The organism is Planococcus halotolerans, from assembly GCF_003289955.1.
Taxonomy (GTDB): Bacteria; Bacillota; Bacilli; order Bacillales_A; family Planococcaceae; genus Planococcus; species Planococcus halotolerans.
In genome coordinates, this window is sequence record NZ_QLZR01000007.1 from 73,842 (window position 1) to 98,713 (window position 24,872).

The 24,872-nt window shown below is 45.5% G+C and carries 24 protein-coding genes and 1 tRNA gene; 1 reads left to right on the forward strand and 24 read right to left on the reverse strand.

What is annotated here, in order from left to right; genetic code table 11:
* Positions 1-21 precede the first annotated feature (21 nt).
* The 11 genes from rnr to DP120_RS14950 all read right to left on the reverse strand — a co-directional run bounded on the left by rnr (position 22) and on the right by DP120_RS14950 (position 12,006).
* Complete coding sequence (gene rnr, locus DP120_RS14895) at positions 22-2,340, reverse strand: ribonuclease R (RefSeq protein ID WP_112224465.1); 2,319 nt, start codon at positions 2,338-2,340, stop codon at positions 22-24.
* A gap of 23 nt (positions 2,341-2,363) precedes the next feature.
* Positions 2,364-3,110 carry an alpha/beta hydrolase gene (locus DP120_RS14900; RefSeq protein WP_112224466.1) on the reverse strand — a complete coding sequence of 249 codons (747 nt, stop codon included), beginning with the start codon at positions 3,108-3,110 and terminating at the stop codon, positions 2,364-2,366.
* A 572-nt stretch (positions 3,111-3,682) separates the two neighbouring features.
* Positions 3,683-3,910, reverse strand: a complete 228-nt coding sequence (gene secG, locus DP120_RS14905) for a preprotein translocase subunit SecG (RefSeq protein ID WP_008429540.1) — start codon at positions 3,908-3,910, stop codon at positions 3,683-3,685.
* Positions 3,911-4,013: 103 nt separating this feature from the next.
* On the reverse strand, positions 4,014-5,309 hold the full coding sequence (gene eno / locus DP120_RS14910) for a phosphopyruvate hydratase (RefSeq protein WP_112224467.1): 1,296 nt from the start codon (positions 5,307-5,309) through the stop codon (positions 4,014-4,016).
* A 15-nt stretch (positions 5,310-5,324) separates the two neighbouring features.
* The gene (gene gpmI, locus DP120_RS14915; protein ID WP_112224468.1) at positions 5,325-6,857 is read right to left on the reverse strand and encodes a 2,3-bisphosphoglycerate-independent phosphoglycerate mutase; all 1,533 of its coding nucleotides are present in this window, start codon (positions 6,855-6,857) and stop codon (positions 5,325-5,327) included.
* On the reverse strand, positions 6,850-7,611 hold the full coding sequence (gene tpiA, locus DP120_RS14920; protein WP_112224469.1) for a triose-phosphate isomerase: 762 nt from the start codon (positions 7,609-7,611) through the stop codon (positions 6,850-6,852). The genes gpmI and tpiA overlap by 8 nt, the downstream gene beginning before the upstream one ends.
* A 50-nt stretch (positions 7,612-7,661) precedes the next feature.
* Entirely contained in the window at positions 7,662-8,849 is a 1,188-nt protein-coding gene (locus DP120_RS14925) for a phosphoglycerate kinase (RefSeq protein WP_112224470.1), read from the reverse strand.
* A gap of 111 nt (positions 8,850-8,960) precedes the next feature.
* Positions 8,961-9,968 (reverse strand): type I glyceraldehyde-3-phosphate dehydrogenase, encoded by a 1,008-nt coding sequence (gene gap / locus DP120_RS14930; protein ID WP_112224471.1) that lies wholly within the window; start codon positions 9,966-9,968, stop codon positions 8,961-8,963.
* 1 nt (position 9,969) lies between these two features.
* Positions 9,970-11,013, reverse strand: a complete 1,044-nt coding sequence (locus DP120_RS14935; RefSeq protein ID WP_112224472.1) for a sugar-binding transcriptional regulator — start codon at positions 11,011-11,013, stop codon at positions 9,970-9,972.
* A gap of 107 nt (positions 11,014-11,120) precedes the next feature.
* Complete coding sequence (locus DP120_RS14940) at positions 11,121-11,351, reverse strand: glutaredoxin family protein (protein ID WP_112224473.1); 231 nt, start codon at positions 11,349-11,351, stop codon at positions 11,121-11,123.
* Positions 11,352-11,934: 583 nt separating this feature from the next.
* Positions 11,935-12,006 (reverse strand) — tRNA-Arg (locus DP120_RS14950).
* A 168-nt stretch (positions 12,007-12,174) separates the two neighbouring features.
* Between DP120_RS14950 and clpP the strand changes: the two genes are divergently transcribed.
* Entirely contained in the window at positions 12,175-12,789 is a 615-nt protein-coding gene (gene clpP, locus DP120_RS14955; protein WP_112224475.1) for an ATP-dependent Clp endopeptidase proteolytic subunit ClpP, read from the forward strand.
* A 158-nt stretch (positions 12,790-12,947) separates the two neighbouring features.
* Here the strand turns inward: clpP and DP120_RS14960 are convergent, their stop codons facing one another.
* The 13 genes from DP120_RS14960 to hisD form a co-directional block, all read right to left on the reverse strand.
* Positions 12,948-13,205, reverse strand: a complete 258-nt coding sequence (locus tag DP120_RS14960) for an HPr family phosphocarrier protein (RefSeq protein ID WP_112224476.1) — start codon at positions 13,203-13,205, stop codon at positions 12,948-12,950.
* A gap of 75 nt (positions 13,206-13,280) precedes the next feature.
* Complete coding sequence (whiA, locus tag DP120_RS14965) at positions 13,281-14,231, reverse strand: DNA-binding protein WhiA (protein ID WP_112224477.1); 951 nt, start codon at positions 14,229-14,231, stop codon at positions 13,281-13,283.
* Positions 14,232-14,254: 23 nt separating this feature from the next.
* A complete protein-coding gene (locus DP120_RS14970) occupies positions 14,255-15,250 on the reverse strand; it encodes a gluconeogenesis factor YvcK family protein (protein WP_112224478.1) in 996 nt (331 codons plus the stop codon).
* 4 nt (positions 15,251-15,254) lie between these two features.
* The gene (gene rapZ, locus DP120_RS14975) at positions 15,255-16,136 is read right to left on the reverse strand and encodes an RNase adapter RapZ (RefSeq protein WP_112224479.1); all 882 of its coding nucleotides are present in this window, start codon (positions 16,134-16,136) and stop codon (positions 15,255-15,257) included.
* Positions 16,126-16,614 (reverse strand): NUDIX hydrolase, encoded by a 489-nt coding sequence (locus DP120_RS14980; protein ID WP_112224561.1) that lies wholly within the window; start codon positions 16,612-16,614, stop codon positions 16,126-16,128. The genes rapZ and DP120_RS14980 overlap by 11 nt, the downstream gene beginning before the upstream one ends.
* Before the next feature lie 1,037 nt (positions 16,615-17,651).
* Positions 17,652-18,605 carry a thioredoxin-disulfide reductase gene (gene trxB, locus DP120_RS14985; RefSeq protein ID WP_112224480.1) on the reverse strand — a complete coding sequence of 318 codons (954 nt, stop codon included), beginning with the start codon at positions 18,603-18,605 and terminating at the stop codon, positions 17,652-17,654.
* Between the two features lie 68 nt (positions 18,606-18,673).
* Entirely contained in the window at positions 18,674-20,200 is a 1,527-nt protein-coding gene (locus DP120_RS14990) for a tetratricopeptide repeat protein (protein WP_112224481.1), read from the reverse strand.
* A gap of 62 nt (positions 20,201-20,262) precedes the next feature.
* Positions 20,263-20,907, reverse strand: coding sequence for a bifunctional phosphoribosyl-AMP cyclohydrolase/phosphoribosyl-ATP diphosphatase HisIE (gene hisIE, locus DP120_RS14995; RefSeq protein ID WP_112224482.1), 645 nt, complete (start codon positions 20,905-20,907; stop codon positions 20,263-20,265).
* Positions 20,904-21,656, reverse strand: coding sequence for an imidazole glycerol phosphate synthase subunit HisF (hisF, locus tag DP120_RS15000; protein ID WP_112224483.1), 753 nt, complete (start codon positions 21,654-21,656; stop codon positions 20,904-20,906). The genes hisIE and hisF overlap by 4 nt, the downstream gene beginning before the upstream one ends.
* Positions 21,650-22,378 carry a 1-(5-phosphoribosyl)-5-[(5-phosphoribosylamino)methylideneamino]imidazole-4-carboxamide isomerase gene (gene hisA / locus DP120_RS15005; RefSeq protein ID WP_112224484.1) on the reverse strand — a complete coding sequence of 243 codons (729 nt, stop codon included), beginning with the start codon at positions 22,376-22,378 and terminating at the stop codon, positions 21,650-21,652. The genes hisF and hisA overlap by 7 nt, the downstream gene beginning before the upstream one ends.
* Complete coding sequence (hisH, locus tag DP120_RS15010; protein WP_112224485.1) at positions 22,347-23,000, reverse strand: imidazole glycerol phosphate synthase subunit HisH; 654 nt, start codon at positions 22,998-23,000, stop codon at positions 22,347-22,349. Before hisH ends, hisA begins: the two co-directional genes overlap by 32 nt.
* A complete protein-coding gene (hisB, locus tag DP120_RS15015) occupies positions 22,997-23,584 on the reverse strand; it encodes an imidazoleglycerol-phosphate dehydratase HisB (RefSeq protein WP_420812450.1) in 588 nt (195 codons plus the stop codon). The genes hisH and hisB overlap by 4 nt, the downstream gene beginning before the upstream one ends.
* The gene (gene hisD, locus DP120_RS15020) at positions 23,581-24,864 is read right to left on the reverse strand and encodes a histidinol dehydrogenase (protein WP_112224486.1); all 1,284 of its coding nucleotides are present in this window, start codon (positions 24,862-24,864) and stop codon (positions 23,581-23,583) included. Before hisD ends, hisB begins: the two co-directional genes overlap by 4 nt.
* Positions 24,865-24,872 lie beyond the last annotated feature (8 nt).

A 24,872-nucleotide genomic window follows, 5' to 3' on the forward strand; every position in this document is an offset into this window, starting at 1 on the left:
TCGTGAGCCGCTCCTTGCTCATTACTTTTTGCGCTTATTCTTCTTAGCTGCGCCTTCATAGAATTTCTTCTTCGGATTCTTGCCCTTGCGGGTCGGTCCGCCGTCTTGTTTCTTGCCATCACGGCCAACTTTGCCGCTGCCTTCTTTTTTCGAAGCACGGATGACTTTCGGTGCGTCTTTTCTTGTACGGCGGACATTTTGTGTCATGCCGACAATTTCAAAATCGATAGCTGATTCCTCAGGTTTAACACCGATTACTTTAATTTCCACTTCATCACCAATTCGGAACTGGCGGTTGCTGCGTTCGCCGATCATCATCATCTGGCGGTCGTCGAAACGGTAGAAGTCATCCGTCATATTGGAAACATGGACCAGTCCTTCAATCGTATTCGGCAATTCCACAAACAAGCCGAAATTGGTGACTGAAGATATAATACCGGTAAATTCCTCACCGATTTTATCAACCATAAATTGAGTTTTCTTCAATGCATCCGTATCCCGCTCAGCTTCCACTGCACGTCTTTCGCGTTCTGAAGTATGGGTTGCAATATCATCCATATTGGCTTCCCAGTGCATCAATGTCGACTTCGAAAGATCTTTTTCAATCAGATAAGTGCGGATTAATCTATGGATAACCAAATCCGGATAACGGCGGATCGGTGATGTGAAGTGCGTGTAGAACTCAGTTGAAAGACCGAAATGCCCAAGACTTTCTGCTGAATACTTCGCCTGCTGCATTGAACGGAGCAGCATCGTCGAAATCACCGGCTCTTCCGGAGTGCCTTCAATCGATTCCACGATTTCCTGCAAGGCACGCGGATGAATATCATTGCCTGTACCTTTTACAACGATACCAAAATTAGTTACAAATTCAAAGAAACGCTGCAGTTTTTCAGGCTTCGGATCTTCGTGGATACGGTAAAGAGACGGCACTTCCATGTGATGGAAATGTTCTGCTACTGTTTCGTTGGCCGCCAGCATGAACTCCTCGATCAAGCGCTCTGCAACCGTACGCTCTCGAACGACAACGTCAGTCGGATTACCATCTTCATCAACCAATACTTTTGATTCTTTAAAATCAAAATCGATGGCGCCGCGGCGCATGCGTTTGTCACGCAGAATACTGGCCAATTCCTTCATCAATTCGAACATCGGCACTAATTCACTGTACTTCTCTTTCAATTCCTGGTTGTCCTGTTCCAGAATTTCGTAGACATCAGTATACGTCATACGTGCTGAAGTCCGGATGACACTCTGGAAGATTTCATGCGACAGGACTTCCCCTTGATCATTGAAAATCATTTCACAGGATAACGTCAGACGATCAACCTGCGGGTTCAATGAACAAATACCATTTGAAAGGCGATGAGGAATCATCGGAATTACGCGGTCAGTCAAATAAATGCTTGTAGCGCGGTCATAAGCTTCCCGGTCAATTTCCGATCCTTCAGTGACGTAATGGCTGACATCTGCAATGTGGACGCCAAGCTTATACGTACCATCGTCTAATTTTAATACCTGGACAGCATCATCCAAATCTTTTGCATCTGCTCCGTCAATCGTAACAATCTGTTCATCGCGCAAGTCTCTTCTATCATTCAAGTCCTCAGGGTCGATTTCATCAGGGACTGCGTTCGCTTCATCCAGCACAGCTGGAGGAAATTCTGTTTCAATTCCGTATTTATGGATGATGGAAAGAATATCCACGCCCGGATCGTTTTTATGCCCTAAAATCTGTTTGACCATACCGGTTGCCGACTTTCTGCCTTCCGGCCAGCCCGTAATTTCCACTACCACTTTATGGCCGTCAATTGCGCCAAGTGTATCATCTTTGGCAATGAAAATATCCATGTTCATCTTTTTATCATCGGATATGACAAAACCGAAGCCGCGGTTGTCCTGGAAAGTTCCTACAACCTGAGTTGTGCCGCGTTCCAAAATACGGATGATGTCACCTTCACGGCGGTCTCCGCCCGATGATTCAGAAATTCTCACCATTACTCTGTCTCCGTTAATCGCGCCGTTGACTTCTGTCGGCGGGATGAAGATATCATCCTGTCCAGCTTCATCATAAGCTACAAAACCGAAGCCGCGTGGATGGCCGATGAACTTGCCGCTCATCAGGTTCATTCGTTCAGGAACCCCGTAACGATTGGCGCGTGAACGCACCAACAATCCTTTTTCTTCCAACTTAACTAATGTTTTTACCAATTCTTTAAATTCATCAGCGTCTTCAAAGCCGAATTGCTCTTCAATTTCCTGAACGGTCAAGGGTTTGTAAGCATCTTCGCGCATAAAGGCTAATAATCTTTGGTCCAATGAAATCTCATTATTTCCCATCTATATTCCTCCTTCTGGCGTTCTCACACGCTCCAATCGAGCGATTCGAGAAATTCCAATACATCTTCGTGCAATTGTTCTTTTTCTTTATCAAGGGTGATGACATGACCTGATTTCTCGTACCATTTAATTCTTTTATCAAACGATTCCACTGTATCATATATGATATTCGCCGAATCGGTATCAATAACATTATCCAGCGAACCCTGCACGACGAATGTCGGTGCATAGACATGATCCGCATGGTCCCTTACATCCTGCACCAATTCACGCAGGTCTGAAAGCGAACGCATGCCATGTTCACGCAGGCCCTTTATTTCTTCTTCTATAACATCGTCTTCTTTTCCTTCTAGCTTCTTATAATTGCGGGCATAATTGATAACCCCTTCAAACAGAAGATCAGTCGATTTCATAATCATTGGTGAGCACATTGTAAATACACCCTTTACAGGGAATGTATACCCAGTTTTCAGTGACAATACGCCACCGAGCGACAATCCGCCGACTGCAATTTCCGAATAACCTTCGTCTTTCAATTGCTGATAAGCCTGTTCGACTTCTCGCCACCAGCCTTCAGGTCCGCTTTCCACTAGTTTTTCAGGTTCAACCCCGTGCCCTTCCAAATGGGGGGCAATCGATGTATACCCTTTCTTTTCAAGAAAACGGCCAAGCATCCTTACATCAGCAGAGTTGCCGGTAAAGCCGTGAAGCAACAGAACCGCCCGCGGTCCTGCTTTGAAGAAAAATGGTTTTGGCGGTGTAATCCTCATGCAAATCCCTCCAGAAATTAATATCAATGTACTGATTTCCGTTCCAGGCGGACGCTTTCCGCGGGAGTGGCCTGAGCCTCCTCAGTCGCTTTCGCTCCTTACGGGGTCTCAGGACTCACTCTATTCCCGCAGGAAACGGTTTGCGCTTGCGCAAATCGTTTGCGACGAAGCAGCATAGCGATGCAGGAGCATCTCTTTGCCCTTCGCTGCCTTTCACTACAATTGATAATAAAATATCAATTCAAATTAGAAATATATATTTTTATATAGCTTAGATATGGAGCAAAACAGCGAAGACTCCCAGGGGAGCAGAACTGGAGTTGGCTTTCCAACTCCAGTTCGAGCGAAGTGCTGAGATCCACTCGGACGAAGTGAAACGAGTACGAGTTAGCTCAGCGCAAGCCAAGAGTTGGCCGTAGCCTGCAAGGCCGGCTCTTTGCGACGAAGCTAGCGCAGCGATGCAGGAGCACGGGTTTGGGAAAGCGCAGCTGTTTTGCGAAATATCGATTATATTACCACTATAAAAGAAAACGCCCAACCAGTTTATTGGTCAGGCGATTTAGTCATCTACATTATACTTTCGTTACGGCGATAGCCAAAATAAAGAATAAGGCAGCAAGTACAATCGTTACACGATGAAGGACAAGATCAAGTCCCCGTGCTTTTTGCTTGCCGAAAAGTTGCTCAGCTCCACCGGAGATGGCTCCTGAAAGACCTGCACTTTTTCCTGATTGTAATAATACGACAACGATTAATGCGAGCGATACGATGACGAGTAAAGTCATTAACAACGTATGCATAAATTCCACCTCCTGAATAAAACCTTCACAACAAGAATAAGTTTATCAAAAATTGTGACCTATGACAATAGCAATAGAAAAAAGAGGCAATGCCTCCTTTTTTCTATTTATTCAGGTTGTAGAAAGTTTTTACGCCAAGGTATTTAGCCGTATCATGCAATTGATCTTCAATGCGCAATAACTGGTTGTATTTCGCAACGCGGTCCGTACGTGAAGGAGCACCGGTTTTGATTTGGCCTGCATTTGTCGCAACTGCGATGTCTGCAATCGTTACGTCTTCAGATTCACCTGAACGGTGGCTGATGACTGCTGTGTAACCAGCGCGTTTCGCCATTTCAATTGCATCAAACGTTTCAGTCAATGTACCGATCTGGTTTACTTTGATCAATATTGAGTTGCCGATTCCCTGCTCGATTCCTTGAGCAAGCTTTTTAGTATTAGTCACGAATAAGTCATCCCCGACCAATTGTACTTTATCCCCGATACGGTCCGTCAATAATTTAAAGCCGTCCCAGTCGTTTTCATCCAGTCCGTCTTCAATCGAGACGATCGGGTATTTGTTAGCAAGCTCTTCATACCAGTCGACCATTTCTGCTGAAGTCTTCGTTGTATTATCGCCCGCCAGTTTGTAGATTCCTTTTTCTTTATCGTAAATTTCGGAAGCCGCTACATCCATCGCAAGAAGTACATCTTCTCCTGGCTTATAGCCGGCTTTTTCGATAGCCGTCATGATTGTTTCAAGCGCTTCTTCGTTTGATCCAAGGTTTGGCGCAAAGCCGCCTTCGTCTCCGACAGAAGTGTTATAGCCTTTGTCTTTTAATACCGTTTTCAGGTTATGGAAAATTTCTGCTCCCATGCGAAGTGCATGGCGGAAAGATTCAGCTCCGACCGGCATAACCATGAATTCCTGGATGTCCACGTTATTGTCGGCATGTTCACCACCATTTAATATGTTCATCATTGGAACAGGCAATTGCTTCGCGTTGAATCCTCCAAGATATTGATAAAGTGGAAGGTCCAAATAATCTGCAGCAGCATGTGCTACAGCCATCGAAACGCCAAGAATTGCGTTTGCGCCTAGACGGCCTTTGTTTTCAGTGCCATCAAGTTCAATCAATGCCTGATCGATTGAAACCTGGTCCAATACTGAATAATTCCCTTCAAGCTCTTCAGCAATTTCATTGTTTACGTGTTCAACTGCTTTTAGAACACCTTTGCCCAAGTAACGGCCTTTGTCACCGTCACGCAATTCTACTGCTTCGTGTTCGCCTGTTGATGCACCAGATGGTACGATTGCGCGTCCAAAAGCGCCGCTTTCAGTGAATACTTCCACTTCTACTGTCGGATTTCCCCGTGAGTCAAGAACTTCGCGTGCTAAAATATCTGTAATGATTGGCAATATAAACAGCTCCCTTTAGAATAATGGTTTTCCGGTCATTTCTGCCGGTTGTTCGATATCCAATAACTTTAAGATGGTTGGTGCCAAGTCGGCAAGAATGCCATCCGGCTTCATTTCCAGACCTGATTTCGTAATGATTACCGGTACCTGATTGGTCGTATGCGCCGTCATAGGCAAGCCTTCAGTGGTCAGCACTTCGTCTGAATTTCCGTGATCGGCCGTAACAATCGCCGTTCCGCCTTTAGCGTGCAAGGCCTCGATAATTCTTCCCAAACACTCATCGACAGCTTCAATCGCCTGAATAGTAGGTTCCAACAATCCGCTGTGCCCTACCATATCCGGATTGGCAAAATTGAGGATGATGGCATCGTGCGCTTCCGCTTCGATCTGTTCGACAAGTTTATCAGTTAATTCATATGCGCTCATTTCCGGTTGAAGGTCGTAAGTCGCCACTTTCGGAGAATCAACAAGAATCCGTTCTTCCCCCGGAAAAACCTTCTCTCTCCCGCCACTCATAAAGAAAGTGACATGAGGATATTTTTCCGTTTCCGCGATGCGTAATTGGGTCAATCCATTCGCTGAAATCACTTCGCCGACCGTATTTTCAAGATTCAACGACTCAAAAGCGATCCGGGTCGGCAAAACATCACTATAAGAAGTGAACGATACAAAAGTCAGTCTGTCGGGATGATTCGGGCTCAACGGAAAACCGTTAAACTCGTTGGTGATTAATGTTGACGTCAATTGAATCGCACGGTCCGGCCTGAAATTGAAGAAGATCAGGGAATCCTGCGACTTGATCGTTGCAACGGGTTCGCCATTCTCTTCTATATAAAAAGGTACGACGAATTCGTCCATTACTCCCTGATCATAGGAGCGAACAACCCCTTCGCTTGCAGTGGAGGCATAAAGCCCAGTTCCATCCACTAATACACGATAGGCAGTTTCTGCACGGTCCCAGCGTTTATCGCGGTCCATTGCATAATAGCGTCCGCTGATCGATGCAAATTTACCGACCCCTATTTCCGCCATTTTTTCTTCTGTTTTTTCGATATACTGCAGGGCAGTTTGCGGGCCGACATCTCGGCCGTCCAAAAAGCCATGGACATAAACTTCATCCAATCCTTGCTGTTTGGCCAATTCCAATAGAGCAAAGAGATGCTCATAATGGCTGTGGACGCCGCCGTCTGACAGTAAGCCCATCAAATGAAGAGCGGAGCCGTTTGATTTCGCTTTGGCGATAGCTTCCAGGAATGCTGTATTCTGAAAGAAGTCCCCTTCCCTGATCGCTTTATTGATACGTGTCAGGTTCTGATAGACAATGCGGCCTGCACCAATATTCAAATGGCCCACTTCCGAGTTTCCCATCTGGCCGTCCGGCAATCCCACCGCTTCACCTGAAGCAGTAAGCAACTCATGCGGATAGCTATTCCATAATTTATCGAAATTCGGTTTTTTTGCCTGTGCAACTGCATTGCCAAAAGTTTCTTTCCGGCAGCCAAAGCCGTCCAGGATGATCAAAGCCACCGGATTTTCTGTATTACGCATTTGCACCAGCCTCCAGTAATTTGAGGAATGACTCAGCTTCGAGACTTGCTCCTCCGACCAAAGCCCCGTCAATATGCTCCATATTCATCAGTTCTTCGATATTCGCCGGTTTAACACTGCCGCCGTATTGGATCCGGACTGCACCAGCTGTTTCTTCATTATAAAGAGATTCGATTTTTTTACGGATGATGCCGCATACTTCATTGGCATCCTCTGCCGTAGCCGTTTTACCAGTTCCGATCGCCCAGATTGGTTCATAAGCGATCACCAGTTCAGCCGCCTGTTCAGCAGATAGTCGAGCCACGCCTTTTTCGACTTGCGCTTCAACTACATTGCCGGTATCTCCACTGTCACGTTGTTCGAGCGATTCACCGACACATAAAATCGGTTTCAAACCGTGTTCAAAAGCAGATACTACTTTTCTGTTCGCCGATTCATCAGTTTCATTGAAATATTGACGGCGTTCAGAATGGCCGATAATAACGTATTCAACACCCAAATCTTTTAATTGGACAGGGCTTACCTCTCCGGTAAACGCCCCTTCTTTTTCTTCATGCATCGTCTGCGCACCGATTTTCAAATCAGTATTTCCAGCAGACTCCACTAAATTTTGAAGAAATAAAGCAGGTGCACAGATAACGGCGTCTACTTTCTCAGCCGAAGGCAATGCTGTTTTAACTTCCTCTGCAAAAGCTTTTGCTTCAGCTGCTGTTTTGTACATTTTCCAGTTTCCCGCGATAATCGGTTTTCTCAAAAAAACACTCCCTTTCTCATAATGTGGCAAACTATTAAAGTTGTAAGTTCTTACTTCTTGTCTGTAAGTGCAGTTACACCAGGCAATTCCTTGCCTTCCATGAATTCAAGCGAAGCTCCGCCACCCGTCGAGATATGGTCCATTCTTTCGGCTACATTGAACTTCTCAACTGCTGCCGCAGAATCTCCTCCTCCGATGACTGTATAAGCCTCAGTTTCGGCCATCGCCTCTGCAACGGAACGTGTTCCATTTGCAAATGGCTCCATTTCAAAAACACCCATTGGCCCATTCCAGATAACCAGCTTCGAATCTTTTATGACATTCCGGTAGAGCTCTACAGTCTCAGGCCCAATATCAAGCCCCATCCAATCGGAAGGGATTTCTTCGATTTTCACTTGCTTTGTTTCAGCATCTTTTGAAAATTCGCTGGCTACAGTGGCATCGATTGGAAGATAGAATTTCACGCCTTTTTCTTCAGCTTTTTGGATAAAGGTTTTAGCCAATTCCAATTTATCTTCTTCCACAAGTGAATTTCCGATTTCATAGCCTTTTGCTTTAATGAACGTGTACGACAATCCGCCGCCGATCAACAGGTTATCCACTTTATCAAGCAAATGATCGATGACACCGATTTTATCTTTCACCTTGGCACCGCCAATGATAGCGGTAAATGGACGTTCCGGTTCAGACAACGCTTTTCCGAGGACATCCAGTTCTTTCTCAAGCAAAAGTCCTGAAACTGATGGAAGATGTTTCGCAATGCCTGCTGTAGAAGCGTGAGCGCGGTGCGCTGCTCCGAAAGCGTCATTGACAAAGACATCTGCGAGATCAGCAAAGGATTTTGCCAGTGTTTCATCGTTCTTTTCTTCTCCTGCATGGAAGCGGACATTTTCTAATAGAAGGATGTCGCCTTCCTGCATATTGCCAATTTCTTTTTCGACAGTTTCGCCGACTGATTCTTTCAGGTTTTTAACATCTTTATGTAGCAATTCACTCAAACGAGCCCCTGCCGCAGCAAGCCTCGTCTCTTCATTGACTTCGCCTTTTGGACGCCCCAAATGGCTTGCCAATATTACTTTCGCCCCGTTTTCAACCAGATATTCGATGGTCGGGACAGCTGCGCGGATTCGTGTATCATCCGTCACTTCTCCGTCTTTCATCGGTACGTTGAAATCGACTCGGCAAAATATGCGTTTCCCTTTCAAATCCAAATCTTTCATGGTCATTTTCTGCAGCATGAAAATACCTCCTATTTGTATTCAAAAAAATAAGGGGCGGGGTAAATTCCCCACCCCTTTTATCCTCTTTTATTATAGAGGTTCATCGGTAATTAAGCTATGATTTTGGGATTACAGCCCTTTGCTGTGCATGTGCAAAGCAAGATCGATGCAACGTCCTGAATAACCGGACTCATTATCATACCAAGCCAATACTTTGACCATGTTCCCGCCAAGTGCCATCGTTGATAAACCATCGACAGTGGCAGAAGCCGTGTTGCCGTTATAGTCTTTTGAGACAAGTGGAAGATCGCTGTACTCCAAAGTGCCTTTCAATTCGTTCTGAGTAGCTTCTTTCAGAGCTGCATTCACTTCTTCAACAGAAACTTCAGTATCCAATTCTGCCACAAGGTCGATTAGAGAGACGTTTGAAGTTGGAACGCGGATTGCCATTCCATCAAGTTTGCCTTCCAGTTCAGGAAGCACTTTAGTAACAGCTACCGCAGCTCCTGTTGTTGTAGGAATCATGGATTCTGCAGCTGCACGTGCGCGGCGGTAATCCTTGTGCGGAGAATCCAATAGAATCTGGTCATTCGTATAAGAATGGATCGTCGTCATCATGGCTTTCTTGATGCCGAATTTATCATTCAATACTTTTGAAATTCCTGCAAGGCCGTTTGTTGTACAAGATGCGTTTGATACAACATCATGCTCTTCCGGATTGTAAGTGTCATGGTTAACGCCCATAACAAGTGTTTTCATACCATTTTTGCCTGGAGCCGAAACGATGACTTTTTTCGCTCCTGCTTCGATATGTTTTGAAGCAGATTCAGAATCTGTAAAGAATCCAGTCGATTCAACAACGATATCAACTCCAAGGTCTCCCCAAGGAAGGTTCGAAGGATCTTTTTCTGAGAATACACGGATTGTTTTGCCGTTGACAACAATGTTATCGCCTTCAGCAGAAACTTCAGCATCCAATGTTCCGTGAATTGAATCGTATTTCAATAGATGCGCAAGCATTTTAGCATCTGTTAAATCGTTTACTGCCACAACTTCCACTTCGTCGTTTGTCATTGCTCCACGGAATACAATACGTCCAATGCGGCCAAAGCCGTTAATCGCTAATTTTAAAGTCATTTCAATTTCCTCCTATGTTTTCAATAAGTTTAAGAACTTCTGTCGCAGCACCTTCATCGGTAACCAATACTGTTCGTTCTGGTGCGTTTTTGAAATAAGAAAGTATCGCTTTCGCTTTCGAATGTCCGCCAGCTACTGCAATAATATTGGGGGCTTTTTGCACTTGTTCCAATTGGATTCCCGCTGAACGGATGCGGTAAACAACATTGCCTTCTGCATCAAAATAATATCCGAAGGCTTCACTGACGGCACCGCCTTCAGTGATCATCTGAACTTCTTCCGCGGTTGACTGACGCCTTAGGGCCAATTCTTCGGCATTGCCGATTCCATGGACAACCAGATCAGTTTGTTCATAAAGATCCATCATTTCCTTGATGAGCGGTTCTTTCATCATCATGGCATAGGCTTCTTCACTTAGATGATCAGGTAAATAAAGCGTCTTAAATGAACCGCCGGTTTTTTCAGCAAATGCGGAAGCAATGGTATTCGCCTGATGCAGAACATCTTCACCCAAGCCGCCGCGCGCTGCAATGAATTGCAGGGAAGGATAAGCTTTTTCGCCTTTCAGTTCTTTGGCGATTGCCGCCATCGTACTGCCTCCCGTCACGGCAACTTTGGTTTCACCGGTGAAATTCATTTCAAGGAGCCGTGCAGCTTCTTTTCCAATCTGATTTTTAACAGTTACTGCTGTATCAGAATCCAAAGGAACCACAATGACATCCGAAATCTTCAATTGCTTTTTCAACTTGTCCGCGAGATCAGCAATTCCTGTCAGCTTTTGCATGAAGGATTTTAATGAATCGAGAACTTCTTCGCCTTGCCTGGTTATCACCATGCCTGCGGATTTCATCTCGATTAATTGCTGCTCACGCAACAGGTCGGTTTCTTTTCGGATATCACGTTCTGTCATTCCGGAAAATTCACTTAAGGTTCTCCTGCCAATCGGCTGTTCCTGATTAATTGTCTGCAGGATCTGGTAACGTTTTTTCAGGAGCACGGACATTTCCGGCAACAGTTTATTCTGTGCTGAAGATAAAGCATCCATAGATTCACTCCATTCCAGCTGGACAAAATTTATCCCACCGATAAATTTTCTGTCCCACTAAATTCATTCTACCTAATAGTAATTCTGAATGCAACAAAAAAGAAGCATCAGTAACCCAACGCTTCCAAAATTTCGGCATATCCGATATTGCCATATATTAAGATTTTGCCTTCTTGTTCAAGGACCGGTATCATCAGCATGTATTTCTCGTGCAGCCGGTCATCCTCTTCTATATTGACTTCCTTGAATTCCACCGGGAAATCTTCCTGGATCAGTTTAAGCATCAATTTCGCTTCTTCGCATAATGGGCAATTCGGACGCGTATAAAGTGTCAGCATGGGTAACCTACTTTCTTTTATGTATTATATTATTTGAACTAAAAATCTATAGCAACCGATATTCCGCAAAACAGCTCCGAAGACATTAGGCGACGCTTACGAGGTTAATGTCTTTGCGACGAAGTGCGCAGCACTGCAAAGCTCTTTCATGTCTCGAAGCTAGCGTAGCGGTGCAGAGACAGGAGCACGTGATTTTTATTTCAACATGCTGGTCCTGCACTAACTTAAACCCATGCTCCTGCATCGCTGCGCTAGCTTCGTCGCAAAGAGTCGACCTTGCAGGCTTCGGTCGACTCTTCGCTGTTTTGCTCCATATCGCTAGAGTTCCTTCTAGCGCCGGCGCGTCTATGGAGCAGGCGAATGCCGACGGAGCAAAAGACGAGTGGTCTTCTCGGCTTATTGCGGGAGCTAAGGTGCGCCATAAACTTTCGGCGCCACCTTTGCGACGAGCAGTGCGCAGGAGCATAATCTTCGCCCTGTCCTAAGCGCCGAAGCGGTATATATAGTGTATTTAATTAGCTTGCAAAAATCCTAAAAGAAAAAACCCGCTCCGCCAAATTTTGGCAAAGCGGGTCTCATCATATGCCCTCGGAGGGGATCGAACCCCCATTACAAGAATCGGAATCTTGGGTGTTATCCATTACACTACGAGGGCGTTTCTGTCTTAGCGACTTTACCAGTATACAAAATATACAGGCACATATCAAGTTGATATTTTTAATTCGTTAGATTTGACCTTCATTGACCAAGATGTGTATGATAATAATACAGCTGAAATGTATTTCAGTGCTGAATGTTATCACTTACACAAGGAGGATTTTCTATGAATTTAATTCCAACAGTAATTGAACAGACGAGCCGAGGCGAGCGCGCTTACGACATTTACTCGCGTTTATTGAAAGACCGTGTCATCATGCTCGGCAGCGGTATTGATGATAACGTAGCAAACTCCATCGTTGCACAGCTTCTATTCCTTGAAGCGGAAGATCCTGAAAAAGACATTTCAATCTATATTAATAGCCCAGGCGGCAGCATTACGGCTGGTATGGCAATTTATGATGTTATGCAATTCATTAAGCCTGACGTTCAAACTGTCTGCATCGGTATGGCAGCTTCCATGGGTGCATTCCTTCTTGCTGCTGGTACTAAAGGGAAACGTTACGCGCTTCCAAACGCAGAAGTTATGATTCACCAGCCACTTGGCGGTGCCCAAGGCCAGGCTACTGAAATCGAAATTGCTGCAAAACGCATTTTGTTCCTTCGCGAAAAATTGAATCAGATTCTTTCTGAACGCACTGGCCAGCCACTTGAAGTCATCTCAAAAGATACAGACCGTGATAACTTCATGACAGCTGAACGTGCTTTGGAATACGGATTGATCGATCAGATCATTACACGCAGCAAGTTGCCGGGTGATCACGAAAAAGAAGATATTTAAAGAAAAGCGTAAGCGCCCGTTCAGCTCTGTGCTCCTGCATCGCTGCGCTAGCTTCGTCGCAAAGCCTTGACCTCGCAGGCGTCGGTCAAGACTTGGCCGCTGGAGTCTGGACAATAGAAAAGCATAAAAATCCCGCAGCCTTAAGCTGCGGGATTTTTTTATGCTTCTTTTTCGATTAATGCAGACAAGGCTTCGACTGCTGATTCTTCATCAGAACCGTCTGCAGAAATAATGACATCAGTGCCTTTGCTGATTGCCAGGCTCATTATGCCCATGATGCTTTTTGCATTTACTTTCTTTTCTTCTTTTTCAAGATAGACATCCGAATTATATCTGTTTGCTTCTTGTACGAATAACGCTGCCTGTCTGGCCTGTAAACCAGATTTCAATTGAACGTTCACTTGTTTCTCAACCATGCATATCCTCCTCAGAAAATTGACTGTACTGCTCGAAAGGTGATTTTATTGCTTTATATGAAAGAACTGCGGCAGTTAACCGCCGATCGTTTCGCCTTTTCTCAATGATTCAGCGATTTCGTCAATCTTGCGAAGGCGATGATTGACACCTGATTTGCTGACTTTCCCGGTTGATACCATTTCCCCGAGCTCCTTCAGTGTAACATCCTGATACTCGACGCGCAGCCTGGCAATTTCACGCAGGCGATCCGGAAGTTGTTCAACTCCAATTACTGAGTCGATAAATCGGATGTTTTCCACTTGGCGTAATGCCGCATCGATGGTTTTATTGAGATTGGCTGTTTCACAATTGACCAGCCTGTTTACGCTGTTGCGCATATCCCTGATAATACGGACATCTTCGAATTTCAGCAATGCTGAATGCGCCCCAGCGATGCTGAGAAAATCGGAAATCTTTTCAGCTTCTTTCAAATAGGTGACAAAACCTTTTTTCCGCTCGATCGTTTTGCTGTTCAAATGGAAAAAATTCATCAATTCTGTGAGAGAATCCGCATGGTCCCGGTCCGACGAATAAACTTCAAGATGATAGGAAGAAGTTTCCGGGTTATTGACCGAACCTCCAGCCAAAAATGCTCCGCGCAGATAGGCACGCTTGCAGCAATTCTTCTCAATCAATGCTTTATCAATCTCCTGCTGAAACTGAAAGCCTTCAGTGATGATCAATAAATCCTCGAGTATATGTTTAGAACCATCCCGAAGCCGGCAAATGTACACATTATTCTTTTTAAGGCGCATCTTCTTCCTTACCAATAATTCTACCGGATAAGGCGGGTAGAACCGCTTTAGAAGCGTATATATCCGGCGGGCAATCGCAGCATTTTCTGTCTGTATATCAACGCTCAATTGCCTGCTGGAAAAAGATAAAGTTCCATTCATCCGGATCAGAGCCGATAATTCGGCTTTCCCACAGCACTCATCCACTTCAATCTGAGTCATTTCTTTTTTTGTTTCCGAAGCGAACGACATTTCATTCCCCTCCTTTCAACCCTTTAAAAAAATCGATAAGGTGTATCTTCTTTCAATTGGCCTCCAGCATATTGAAAAAGCCATTCAGCCACTTTCCTTGGTTCGTGGCGGACAGCATTTTCAAAAATATTGGCTATATCTTCACGATGGATTTCCAGGCTGAACTCTGCCAAACGTTCTTCGTCATACGCGACAGGCCGTGCTCTTTCCTGTTCGTAAAGTTCCACTACATTCGAAGGCATTTCCGCTTTATCCAGCAGGACAGCGTCTAAAAACGGCTCGCCTACATGTTCATATAAAGCTTTGACATGATCAGCAGCTGAATACATATACGTTTCTCCAGCTTGCGTCATAAGATTACAGATGTAAATTTTCTTGGCTTTTGCTGCCAACAACTCTTTTCTAATATCCTTAACCAATAGATTCGGAAGAATACTGGTATAAAGTGAGCCGGGGCCAATAACGATAATATCCGCCTGGCGGAGAGCCAATACTGTATCCGGCAAAGTTTTAACATCGACAGGTTCAATGAAAACGCGTTTAATCGGCTGCAAATAAGCTGGGATTTTCGATTCTCCACTGACAATCGTGCCATCTTCAAACTCTGCATTAAGCGTCACCAATTGATTTGCAGCTGGAATAACCGTGCCATTAACGCTCAAAACACGGCTCATTTCCCTTACTGCATGCGAAAAATCACCCGTTAAATCGGTCAATGCAGCGAGCATCAGATTGCCCAGTGAATGGCCCCCAAGATCAATTGATTTGCTGAAACGGTATTGAAACATTTCCGCTACTAACGGTTCTGCGTCGGATAAAGCTGCCATGACATTGCGTATATCTCCAGGTGGTGGAATATTAAGGTCATTGCGGAGCCTGCCGGAACTGCCTCCATCGTCTGCGACTGTTACAATCGCCGTCAGATCCATTGGAAGTTTTTTCAACCCCCGCAGCAATGTGGACAATCCGGTCCCCCCGCCTATAATGACGAGCTTTTTTCGTTGGGTTGCATTTTCCATGCGCTCAGACCTTTCTCGTTTTGACATCGCGATGAGTAATGATGGTTTTATTGTTTTCAGCAAATAATTTTCCATAATACTCCGCTAAGGTGACTGAACGATGCTGGCCGCCGGTACAACCGAACGCAATAACTAATTGTGCTTTGCCTTCGTTTTTATACCGGGGAATCATAAATTGAAGCAGGTCGGTTAGTTTTTCGATAAGCATTTGGGTTTCATTCCATTGCAGAACATAGCTAGAAACTGGTTCATCGAGACCCGAAAGCGGCTTTAACTCTTCTATATAATAGGGGTTTGGCAGAAAACGAACATCAAAAACCAAATCGGCATCTATTGGAATTCCGTGTTTAAATCCAAAAGAAATAACATTTACAGTAAAGACATTGCTCGTATTTGTGGAAAAATCGGAAATGATTCTTTCTTTAAGTTCCCGAGGGCTCATTTGAGAAGTGTTGTAGATGTATTTTGCACGCCCTTGAAGGTCAATCAGCATATCCCGTTCTTTTTTAATGCCGCCAAGAACCAGTCCGCCTGGTGACAATGGATGTGAACGGCGCGTTTCTTTGTAGCGGCTTACAAGCGTCTGGTTATCTGCATCCAGGAAGAGGATTGTTACAGACACTTTCGGCTCTTTCGACAGATTGTCAATTGCATCGACAAGGCTGTCGAAAAAGTCGCCTCCACGCAGATCCATTACAGCTGCAACCCGTTTCATCGATTTCCCCGAATCGCGCATCAATTTGATGAACGTCAGCAGCAACGCGGGCGGCAGATTATCAATTGTGAAAAAGCCAAGATCTTCAAAGCTTTGGATTGCCACCGTTTTGCCGGCACCGGACATTCCGGTGATGACGATCAATTCTGTTTCTTCTGTCTTATTGTCCATACTGGCGGTTCACCTCTTCTGTTGAAGTTTGTATCATTTCTTTCAGCAGTTCAAATTCCATTGTGTAATGGAATGTCCCGTATTGGACTCCCGGCTTACTGACAGCGAAAAGAAGGTTTGTACGGTCGCCTTCTGCCATCGGCAATGTTGCGAGGCTTTCAATTGGGTGCCATTCCAGAATTCCTTCTCTTGTTTCAACAAAAGGGGTTCCGTTTAAATCTTGTGCGACAAAAGTGAAAAGCATCCATTCATCGACCACTTCACCTTCGTCTTCTATCATCATCGTGTAAATTCCTTTGACGTGGGTGTCCAAAGGTTCTGCGTTTGTTTCTTCTTTAAATTCCCGGATCGCCGCTTCATATACGGACTCCCCGGCTTCCATCTTTCCGCCGGGTGCCACATACCAACCGCGTCGGGGTTTTTTCAATAATAAGACCTTGCCATTTTTAATAACTAATAAATTTGCGATTCGCTGCACACTCGACACTCCGTATCTATTATAAACTTTCTCCATTATACAACTATCCTGGCGTGTCATGCAAAAAAAGAAAAGCGGCAGTGCCCGCTAAGCCCCGACAAGCGCTGGAGGACTTGAAAGTAATAGCGTTCTTTGCCATTACTGGCAAGATCGAAGCGACTCGAGGGGCTGGGCCACTGGAGTCTGGACAGAGGAAAAGGGGAAGTGCCCGTTAAGCTCTGAAAGGCATAAGACGATCTGGCGGAGCGACGTCTTTTGCCGCAGAGCCAGAGTGGCTTATGACCCGAAGAGCTGGGCCACTGGAGTCTGGACAAAAAAGAAAAGGAATAAACATTAGCTAGTTGAGAAAGAATAAATGAAAACCGATATTCCGCAAAACAGCTCCGCGAAAACAGGTGCTCCTGCATCGCTTAGCTAGCTTCGTCGCAAAGACTTGGCCGAACTCCCTTCGGCCAAGTCTTTCCTGGTGGCTCGCGCTGAGCTAACTCGGTCTCGTTCCACTTCGCCCGAGTGGATCTCAGCACTTCGCTTAGTCACCTGGGAGTCTTCGCTGTTTTGCTCCATATCTTCAATCACCTTCTGTATAAAATATTCATTTCAGCTTATTTTAAGTCTAGGAGTAGATTCTATATCCCTAAACAGAATCAAAATGAAGTGACAGACGGTGACTCCTGCGGGAACAAGAGCGAGTCCTGAGACCCCGCAGGGAGCGTAGCGACTGAGGAGGCTTAGGCCGCTCCCCGCGGAAAGCATCCGTCTAGAACGTAATGATTAAATAAGTTGAAGATTTCTCGACAGCCTAAAATATACATACCAGCCTCTTTCCAAAGTTTTGTCGAATTAACATATATAATTAAACTTCACCAGTCATTTACAATCCGCCTTATAAAAATAGTGAACACAAAAAAAGAGGCTGCTTTCCGATGTTGCGGAAAACAGCCTTTCAAAACTTCTATAAAAAGGGGGTCAATTTACTATTCTTACTATACCTCTTATACATGTCAAATGTATTACAGCTACATTAAGAAAGCATTAAATTAAACGTTTTGACCGATTTTTTCAACCAATTCTTCGATATAATGCTGTGCAGCCTGTGCTGCAATGCTTCCATCACCCGTAGCAGTAACTACTTGGCGCAATGTTTTATCGCGAAGATCCCCTGCTGCGTAGATTCCTGGAACCGATGTTTCCATTTTTTCATTTGTCACTACATATCCTTCGTCATTCAGAATACCCAGGTCTGCAAATGGTTTAGTCAACGGCAGCATGCCGATATAGATGAATACGCCATCGATTTCTTTCTCTGTTTCTACACCATCTTTAGTGGAAACCAGGGTCACGCCGGAAACTTTTCCGTTTTCGCCTTTGATTTCCTTCACTGTGTGGCTCCAGATAAAATCGATTTTGTCGTTTGCAAAAGCACGATCCTGAAGGATTTTCTGTGCACGCAATTCATCTCTTCTGTGAACGATAGTCACTTTATCAGCAAAACGCGTCAAGTAGACACCTTCTTCGACAGCGGAATCTCCGCCTCCGACCACAACAAGGTTTTTCTGTTTAAAGAACGCTCCGTCGCAGACAGCACAATAGCTGACACCGCGGCCGCCAAGTTCTGTTTCACCAGGAATGCCCATTTTTTTATATTCAGCACCAGTTGTCAGGATGACTGCTCTGGCTTTGTATTCTTTGGAACCGGCTGTGATGGTTTTGTATTCTTCGCCATCAACGATTCCTTTGACATCGCCATAAGCATATTCTGCGCCAAATTTCTTGGCATGATCGAACATTTTTGTAGATAAATCAGGTCCAAGGATGTGTTCAAATCCCGGATAATTCTCTATCTCTTCCGTGTTGGCCATTTGGCCGCCCGGGATTCCACGCTCAATCATCAAAGTGGATAAATTGGCCCGGGAAGTATAAACAGCTGCAGTCATTCCAGCTGGCCCAGCACCAATAATTACAACATCATAAATTTTTTCAGCTTCAGTCATAGTCGAGTCCTCCTAACATTCAATAGCTAAATCGTATAAGATTCAGCCAAAACCATCAACTTTTATGCCTATGATTCAAATAACGGCAGAAACTCGATCATCTCATTAATGTACTTTGTTAAGGTGGCAGACGAAATGCCGAACTCTTCAGCCGTCGACTTTTTCGTGATGCTGTGATCTCGGGAAGACTTCACCATATAATGAACCGATGCTGCCAGCGCATTGGGATTTTTGAAGGGATAATTTCGTTGAAAGGCGTTATCCACCAGCATAAACCACATTTGAAAAGCATATGAGCCTTGTTGCGTGACCATGCCTTCTTTCTCGTAGAGTATCTCGGTGGCTTTCATTGCCCGTAGAAATGCCCGCTCTTCCGGCACGGAATCTTTGAATGGATGTCCAAGTGCGTAGCCTAGCATAAACGTTTCGATTACGGTAGGCTGTTCACTTTTCAACAACTTCGGATGCGCGATGATTTCCTGTTTGTGTGATGATTTACCAAGAAGAAACAGACCATATAAACGTTCGCTGCGATGTGAATGATCCAATTTCTCGACCAGGTAATCACGATTGTGCTCCAGTGCGTCCGAATGCGGCATCGTCACATTTTCCTGCCACGGTTCATATCCTTCTTTTCCCGGGTCCATTGCAGTTAATTGTTTCCATGCCTGTCTTGCGACGTCTTCATGGTTTGAATGATACGCTGCATGCGACAACCAGAAATAAAACGCAGGGTCTCCGTCAAATCCTCTTTTTTGCAAACTTCTCAACCAGCGATAGGCTTCTTTGTATTTACCGACAAGAGCAAAAGTTGCCCCTAACTTGTATCGGTGCTCAAACACATAAGGCTGGATTTTCTTGAGCAGATCCAGTATATCTTCCAGCTCGTCATTCTTTTCGTAATAATGAAAGACTGCCAGATTGCATAATGCATGAAGATTACCGGTGTTCCGTCTCAAGACATCATGCAGCAAAGCTTTCGCCATTTCTGTTTCCCCAACATAAAAATAGGCAAGCGCCAGATTGTTATGGGCTCCCCAGAAATCGGGCTTGTCAGCAACCAGGTCTTCCAGCATTTTAATCGCATCAGTGAAATTCCCCTGCTCCATCAGGCGCCGTGCTTTTTCCTGAAGATAGAAATATTCACTGTCCTGAGCTTCGCCTTCGTCATCCAGGAGCTGCCAGTCTTCCTGTTCTGCAAAATCGATGATTTCCATCGCTTCTTCTGCGTACTTGCCTTGTACATCAGCTTCGACATAACGTTTCGCATATTTCCGCGCATCAAGAAATAAACCCATATGGGCATGTACTTCTGACAGGAAAAACAGGATGTCTGTTTCTTCCGGATCCAGCGCTTGAGCTGTCCGCAGAACATCCATAGCCTGTTCGAATTCCTGCATTTCCATCAGTACAATGCCAAACTGCATCATGATCAGCGGATCTTCCGGACTCAATTCCGTTGCCCGCTGCAGATACTTATGAGCTTTCGGGTAATTTTCACGCTGCAATTCCTTGAGCGCTTTTTTATAATAATATTCACCTGTAGGAATGAATGACAGAACATTCTCGTGGTTGTTTTTCTTTTTATTCTCCAAAATAAGCCTCCGAAAAAGTTATAGGATCGATTTTACTCGCCCTTCCCTTTAATATCCTTTAATTATAGCATATCCTCTGCTCCTTTACTTGCAGTTTTTGTCTGGTGGCGGTCCTTCAAAACTGCCATGACCTGATCCAAATCAACGCCTTGTTCCTGCAGCAGAACCATCACATGATAAAAAAGATCGGCGGTTTCCATTGATAATTCTTCTGCATCCCGGTTCTTCGCGGCAATGATTACTTCAGCTGCTTCCTCTCCGACTTTCTTACAGATCTTATCTACGCCTTCTTCAAAAAGATAAGTCGTATATGCGCCTTCCGGCATTTCACTTTGGCGATTGCGGATCAACTCTTTCAGCTCTTGCAGCATGTCTGTTGCTGATTCCCGCTGTTCTCCGTAAATCGTTTCGCTGAAGCAGGTTTGTTCACCGGTATGGCAGGCTGGTCCGTTTGGAATCACTTCGTAGATAACTGCATCAGCATCACAATCCGCTTGCACCGAAACGACTTTTTGTGTGTTGCCGCTGGTTGCTCCTTTATTCCATAATTCCTGCCGGCTTCTTGAATAGAGCCAGGTTTCGCCGTTCTCCATCGTCTTTTCGATTGCCTGCTGATTGGCATATGCCAAAGTCAGCACCTGTTTTGTTTCGCTGTCCTGTATGATTACCGGCACTAAGCCGTCCTGATCGTAATTCAATTGTTTCATCTGACATTCACTCCTTCTGTGCGCAGGTAATCTTTCACTTCTGCTATGCTGGTTTCTTTATAATGAAAAATTGATGCAGCAAGCGCTGCGTCCGCATCCACTTTCTCAAAAACTTCTTTGAAATGTTCGCGGCTTCCCGCTCCTCCACTGGCGATGACCGGAACTTCAACAGCACTTCTCACTGCATCAGTCAACGCCAGATCGAAACCGTCCTTGGAACCATCTTTGTCCATGCTTGTCAGCAGCAATTCGCCTGCGCCGAGTTCAACGCTGCGTTTTGCCCATTCCACAGCATCCCATTCGGTTTTATTGCGGCCGCCATGGGTATAAACATCCCAGCCTTTTCCGTTCCACTTGGCATCAATTGCTACGACGATGCATTGCGAACCGAAAAAGTCGGCACCTTCTTTGATCAGTTCCGGTCGGTCAAGTGCCGCTGTATTCAATGAAACCTTATCTGCTCCTGCCCGTAGCATCCTTTTCATGTCTTCAAGAGAACGGATTCCGCCGCCCACAGTAAATGGAATCGATAACTCGCTGGCGACAATTTTCACAACTTCGACCATTGTTTCTTTTCCTTCGTGTGAAGCCGATATATCCAGGAAGGTCAGCTCATCTGCTCCCTGCTTGTCGTAAAATCTGGCAAGTTCAACCGGGTCACCCGCGTCCCTCAAAGAAACAAAGCTGACGCCTTTGACAACCCGCCCTTCCTTTACGTCCAGACAAGGGATAATTCTCTTCGTCAGCATGTCAAAGCCTCCTCTAATGTAAAACGTTTTTCGTAAAGCGCTTTCCCGATAATCACTCCGGCAATCGCACTTCCTTCTGCTGCCGCTTTGACATTCTGGACATCTTCTATTGTTCCGATGCCGCCGGAAACAATGACTTCTGCCGTTCCTGCATCGACCAATTGTTTATTTGCTTCAATATTTGGGCCTGCTAGTGTCCCGTCGGTCGCGATGTCAGTGTAGATAAAATGCTTCGCACCTTTTGACACAAAAAATCGTGCTACTTCAGCAGCCGGTTTCACAGATGTTTCCGTCCAGCCTTCAGTAGCAGCCATTCCATTTTTCGCGTCGATACCGATGACAATATGATCTGCACCGAATTCTTCGATAAAAGAAACGACCAGTTCCGGTTCTCGGATTGCCAGACTTCCGATGATGACACGGGAAACTCCATTTTCAAGATAATAACGGACATCTTCCTGTGTACGGATGCCCCCGCCCACCTGAACTTCAATACCAAGTTTTGCAGCTTCAATTACCACTTGAGCATTTACGCGACGACCTTCCTTTGCGCCGTCCAAGTCGACCATATGCAGCCATTCCGCTCCTGCACCAGCAAATTGTTTCGCCATATCCACAGGCGAATCGCCGTAAACCGTTTCCTGTCCATAATCTCCCTGGAAAAGCCGGACACATTTGCCGCCTCTCAGGTCAATTGCCGGATAGATTTGAAAGTTGCCCATTGTTATCCCCCTTGATGTTCGCAATCCATTGCTCTAATAAATAATGGCCAAAATCACCGGATTTTTCCGGGTGGAATTGCATACCAGTGACGAGGCCTTTGCCGACAACTCCCGGAACTTTAATATTGCCGTATTCAGCTTCAGCAAAAATTTCTGTCTCTTCCGCTTCCGTAACATAAAATGAGTGCACAAAATAAACATGGGTATCAACTTGGAGACTGTCCAGCCAAAACGGCATTCGCGGAAACTCCAGGCGATTCCATCCCATATGCGGAATGCGGTATGTGCCTTTTTCAAAACGGCGGATTTTGCCTTTCAGCAAACCGAGCCCTTTTGTCATTCTGACTTCCAAACTGTCTTCATACAGCAATTGCATGCCCAGGCATATACCGAGCAGCGGTATTCCCTTTTCAGGCAGTGACCGGATAAATTCCGACAGGCCTTTTGAATTGAGCAGTTCCATAGCATCTGGAAATGCCCCGACGCCCGGCAATAAAATCGCTTCCGCTTCCAGCAGCGTTTCCGGATCATCGGAAAGGATAACTGTACAGTCAAGCTTCTTTAATGCCTGCTCGACGCTGAAAAGATTGCCCATGCCGTAATCGATGATGCCGATGATCATGTCAACAGCCCCTTCGTCGAAGGTACACCTTTGACACGCGGGTCAATTGAAGTTGCTTCATCAAGCGCCCGTGCCAGTGCTTTGAAAACAGCTTCGATGATATGGTGTGTATTTTTCCCGTAATGGATGATAACGTGGACATTCATGCGTGATTCAAGTGCGAATTTCCATAGAAATTCATAAACCAGCTCGGTATCGAAAGTACCGACTTTTTCATTTGGAATATCTCCTCTGAATTCAAGGTGTGGTCGATTTGAACAGTCGATGACAACTTGTGCCAGTGCATCATCCATCGGCACAAATGCATTGCCATAGCGACGTATGCCTTTTTTGTCGCCAAGTGCTTCTCTGACAGCCTGGCCCAGCACAATCCCGATATCTTCCGTCGTATGGTGGTCATCAATGTGTGTATCGCCATCCGCTTTGATATCTCCATCAAATAAACCGTGCTTGATGAAAAGATCGAGCATATGGTCCATGAACGGAACACCGGTCTCGATGTCCGCCTTGCCTTCACCGTCCAGTGAAAATGCGATATCTATTTTCGTTTCATTGGTATTCCGCTTCAATTCCGCTTTTCTCATAATCGATTCTCCTTTTTCCATTGCCGCGATTCGACTGCGCGCGCATGGGCTTCCAAGCCTTCCAGCCTCGCCAACCGGGCAATCTTCTCTTTATTGTCCTGCCATGCCTGCTCGCTGTAATGGATGATGCTCGTCCGTTTCAAAAAGTCATAGACCGACAAAGCGCTCGAAAACCGCGCTGTGCTGTTGGTCGGCAAAACATGATTCGTACCGGCAAAATAATCGCCGATCGGTTCTGACGAATACCGTCCGATGAAGATGGCACCGGCGTGCTTGATTTTCTCAGCGTCTACTGCTGCATTAGCCGTCATTATCTCCAAATGTTCAGGGGCCAATTGATTGGCTGCATCTATCAGTTCCTCCATTGTTTCCCCGAGATAAATTGTGCCGAATCCATCGATGGCGGCTCTGGCAATCGATTGCCGCGGCAACTCTGCCAATTGCTTTTCGACTTCATCGGAAACTGCTTTCGCCAATACTTCATCAGTCGTCAATAATACGGAACTCGCCATCGGATCATGTTCAGCCTGCGACAAGAGATCTGCCGCAATTTCGTCCGGGTAAGCCGTTGCATCAGCGATAATGGCGATTTCACTTGGACCTGCAATCATGTCGATTGCAACATCTCCATTCACTTCGCTTTTGGCCAGCGCCACGTAAATGTTGCCGGGCCCGGTTATCTTATCGACCGCTGCGATGGATTCTGTACCGTAAGCCAGTGCCGCAATGGCCTGCGCTCCGCCGGATTTATATATTTCATCAATGCCAAGAATATGGGCTGCCGCTAAAACACCATCCGACAACGAACCATCCGCAGCCGGAGGTGAGAGCAATACAATGCGTGGTACGCCAGCCGCCTGGGCAGGAATGACGTTCATCAGCACCGAGGAAGGGTAGGCTGCTGTGCCGCCTGGTACGTACAGCCCGGCAGATTCGATGGCCGTTACGCGCTGCCCGACATATGAACCGTTTTGCTCGGTTACTTTATAGCCTTCCTGCTTTTGATTGTCATGGTACTTACGAATATTTTCAGCAGCTTCCGTCAGGTCATTCAATAATTGGGGATCGAACCGGGTCACCGCTTGGTCAATTTCTTCCCGTGAAACGCGCAAATCGGATAAATCGGCGTTATCCCATTTTTTCGCAAAGCGGATCAGAGCAGCATCCCCTTCTTCACGCACTGTCTGAATAATCCTTTTTACAGCTTCTGTTTGTTCTGGTGTCGCATTTCCGCCGGTTCTTCTGATTGAAACGGCTGACGACAATCGGGTAATTTTCATGTTAACGC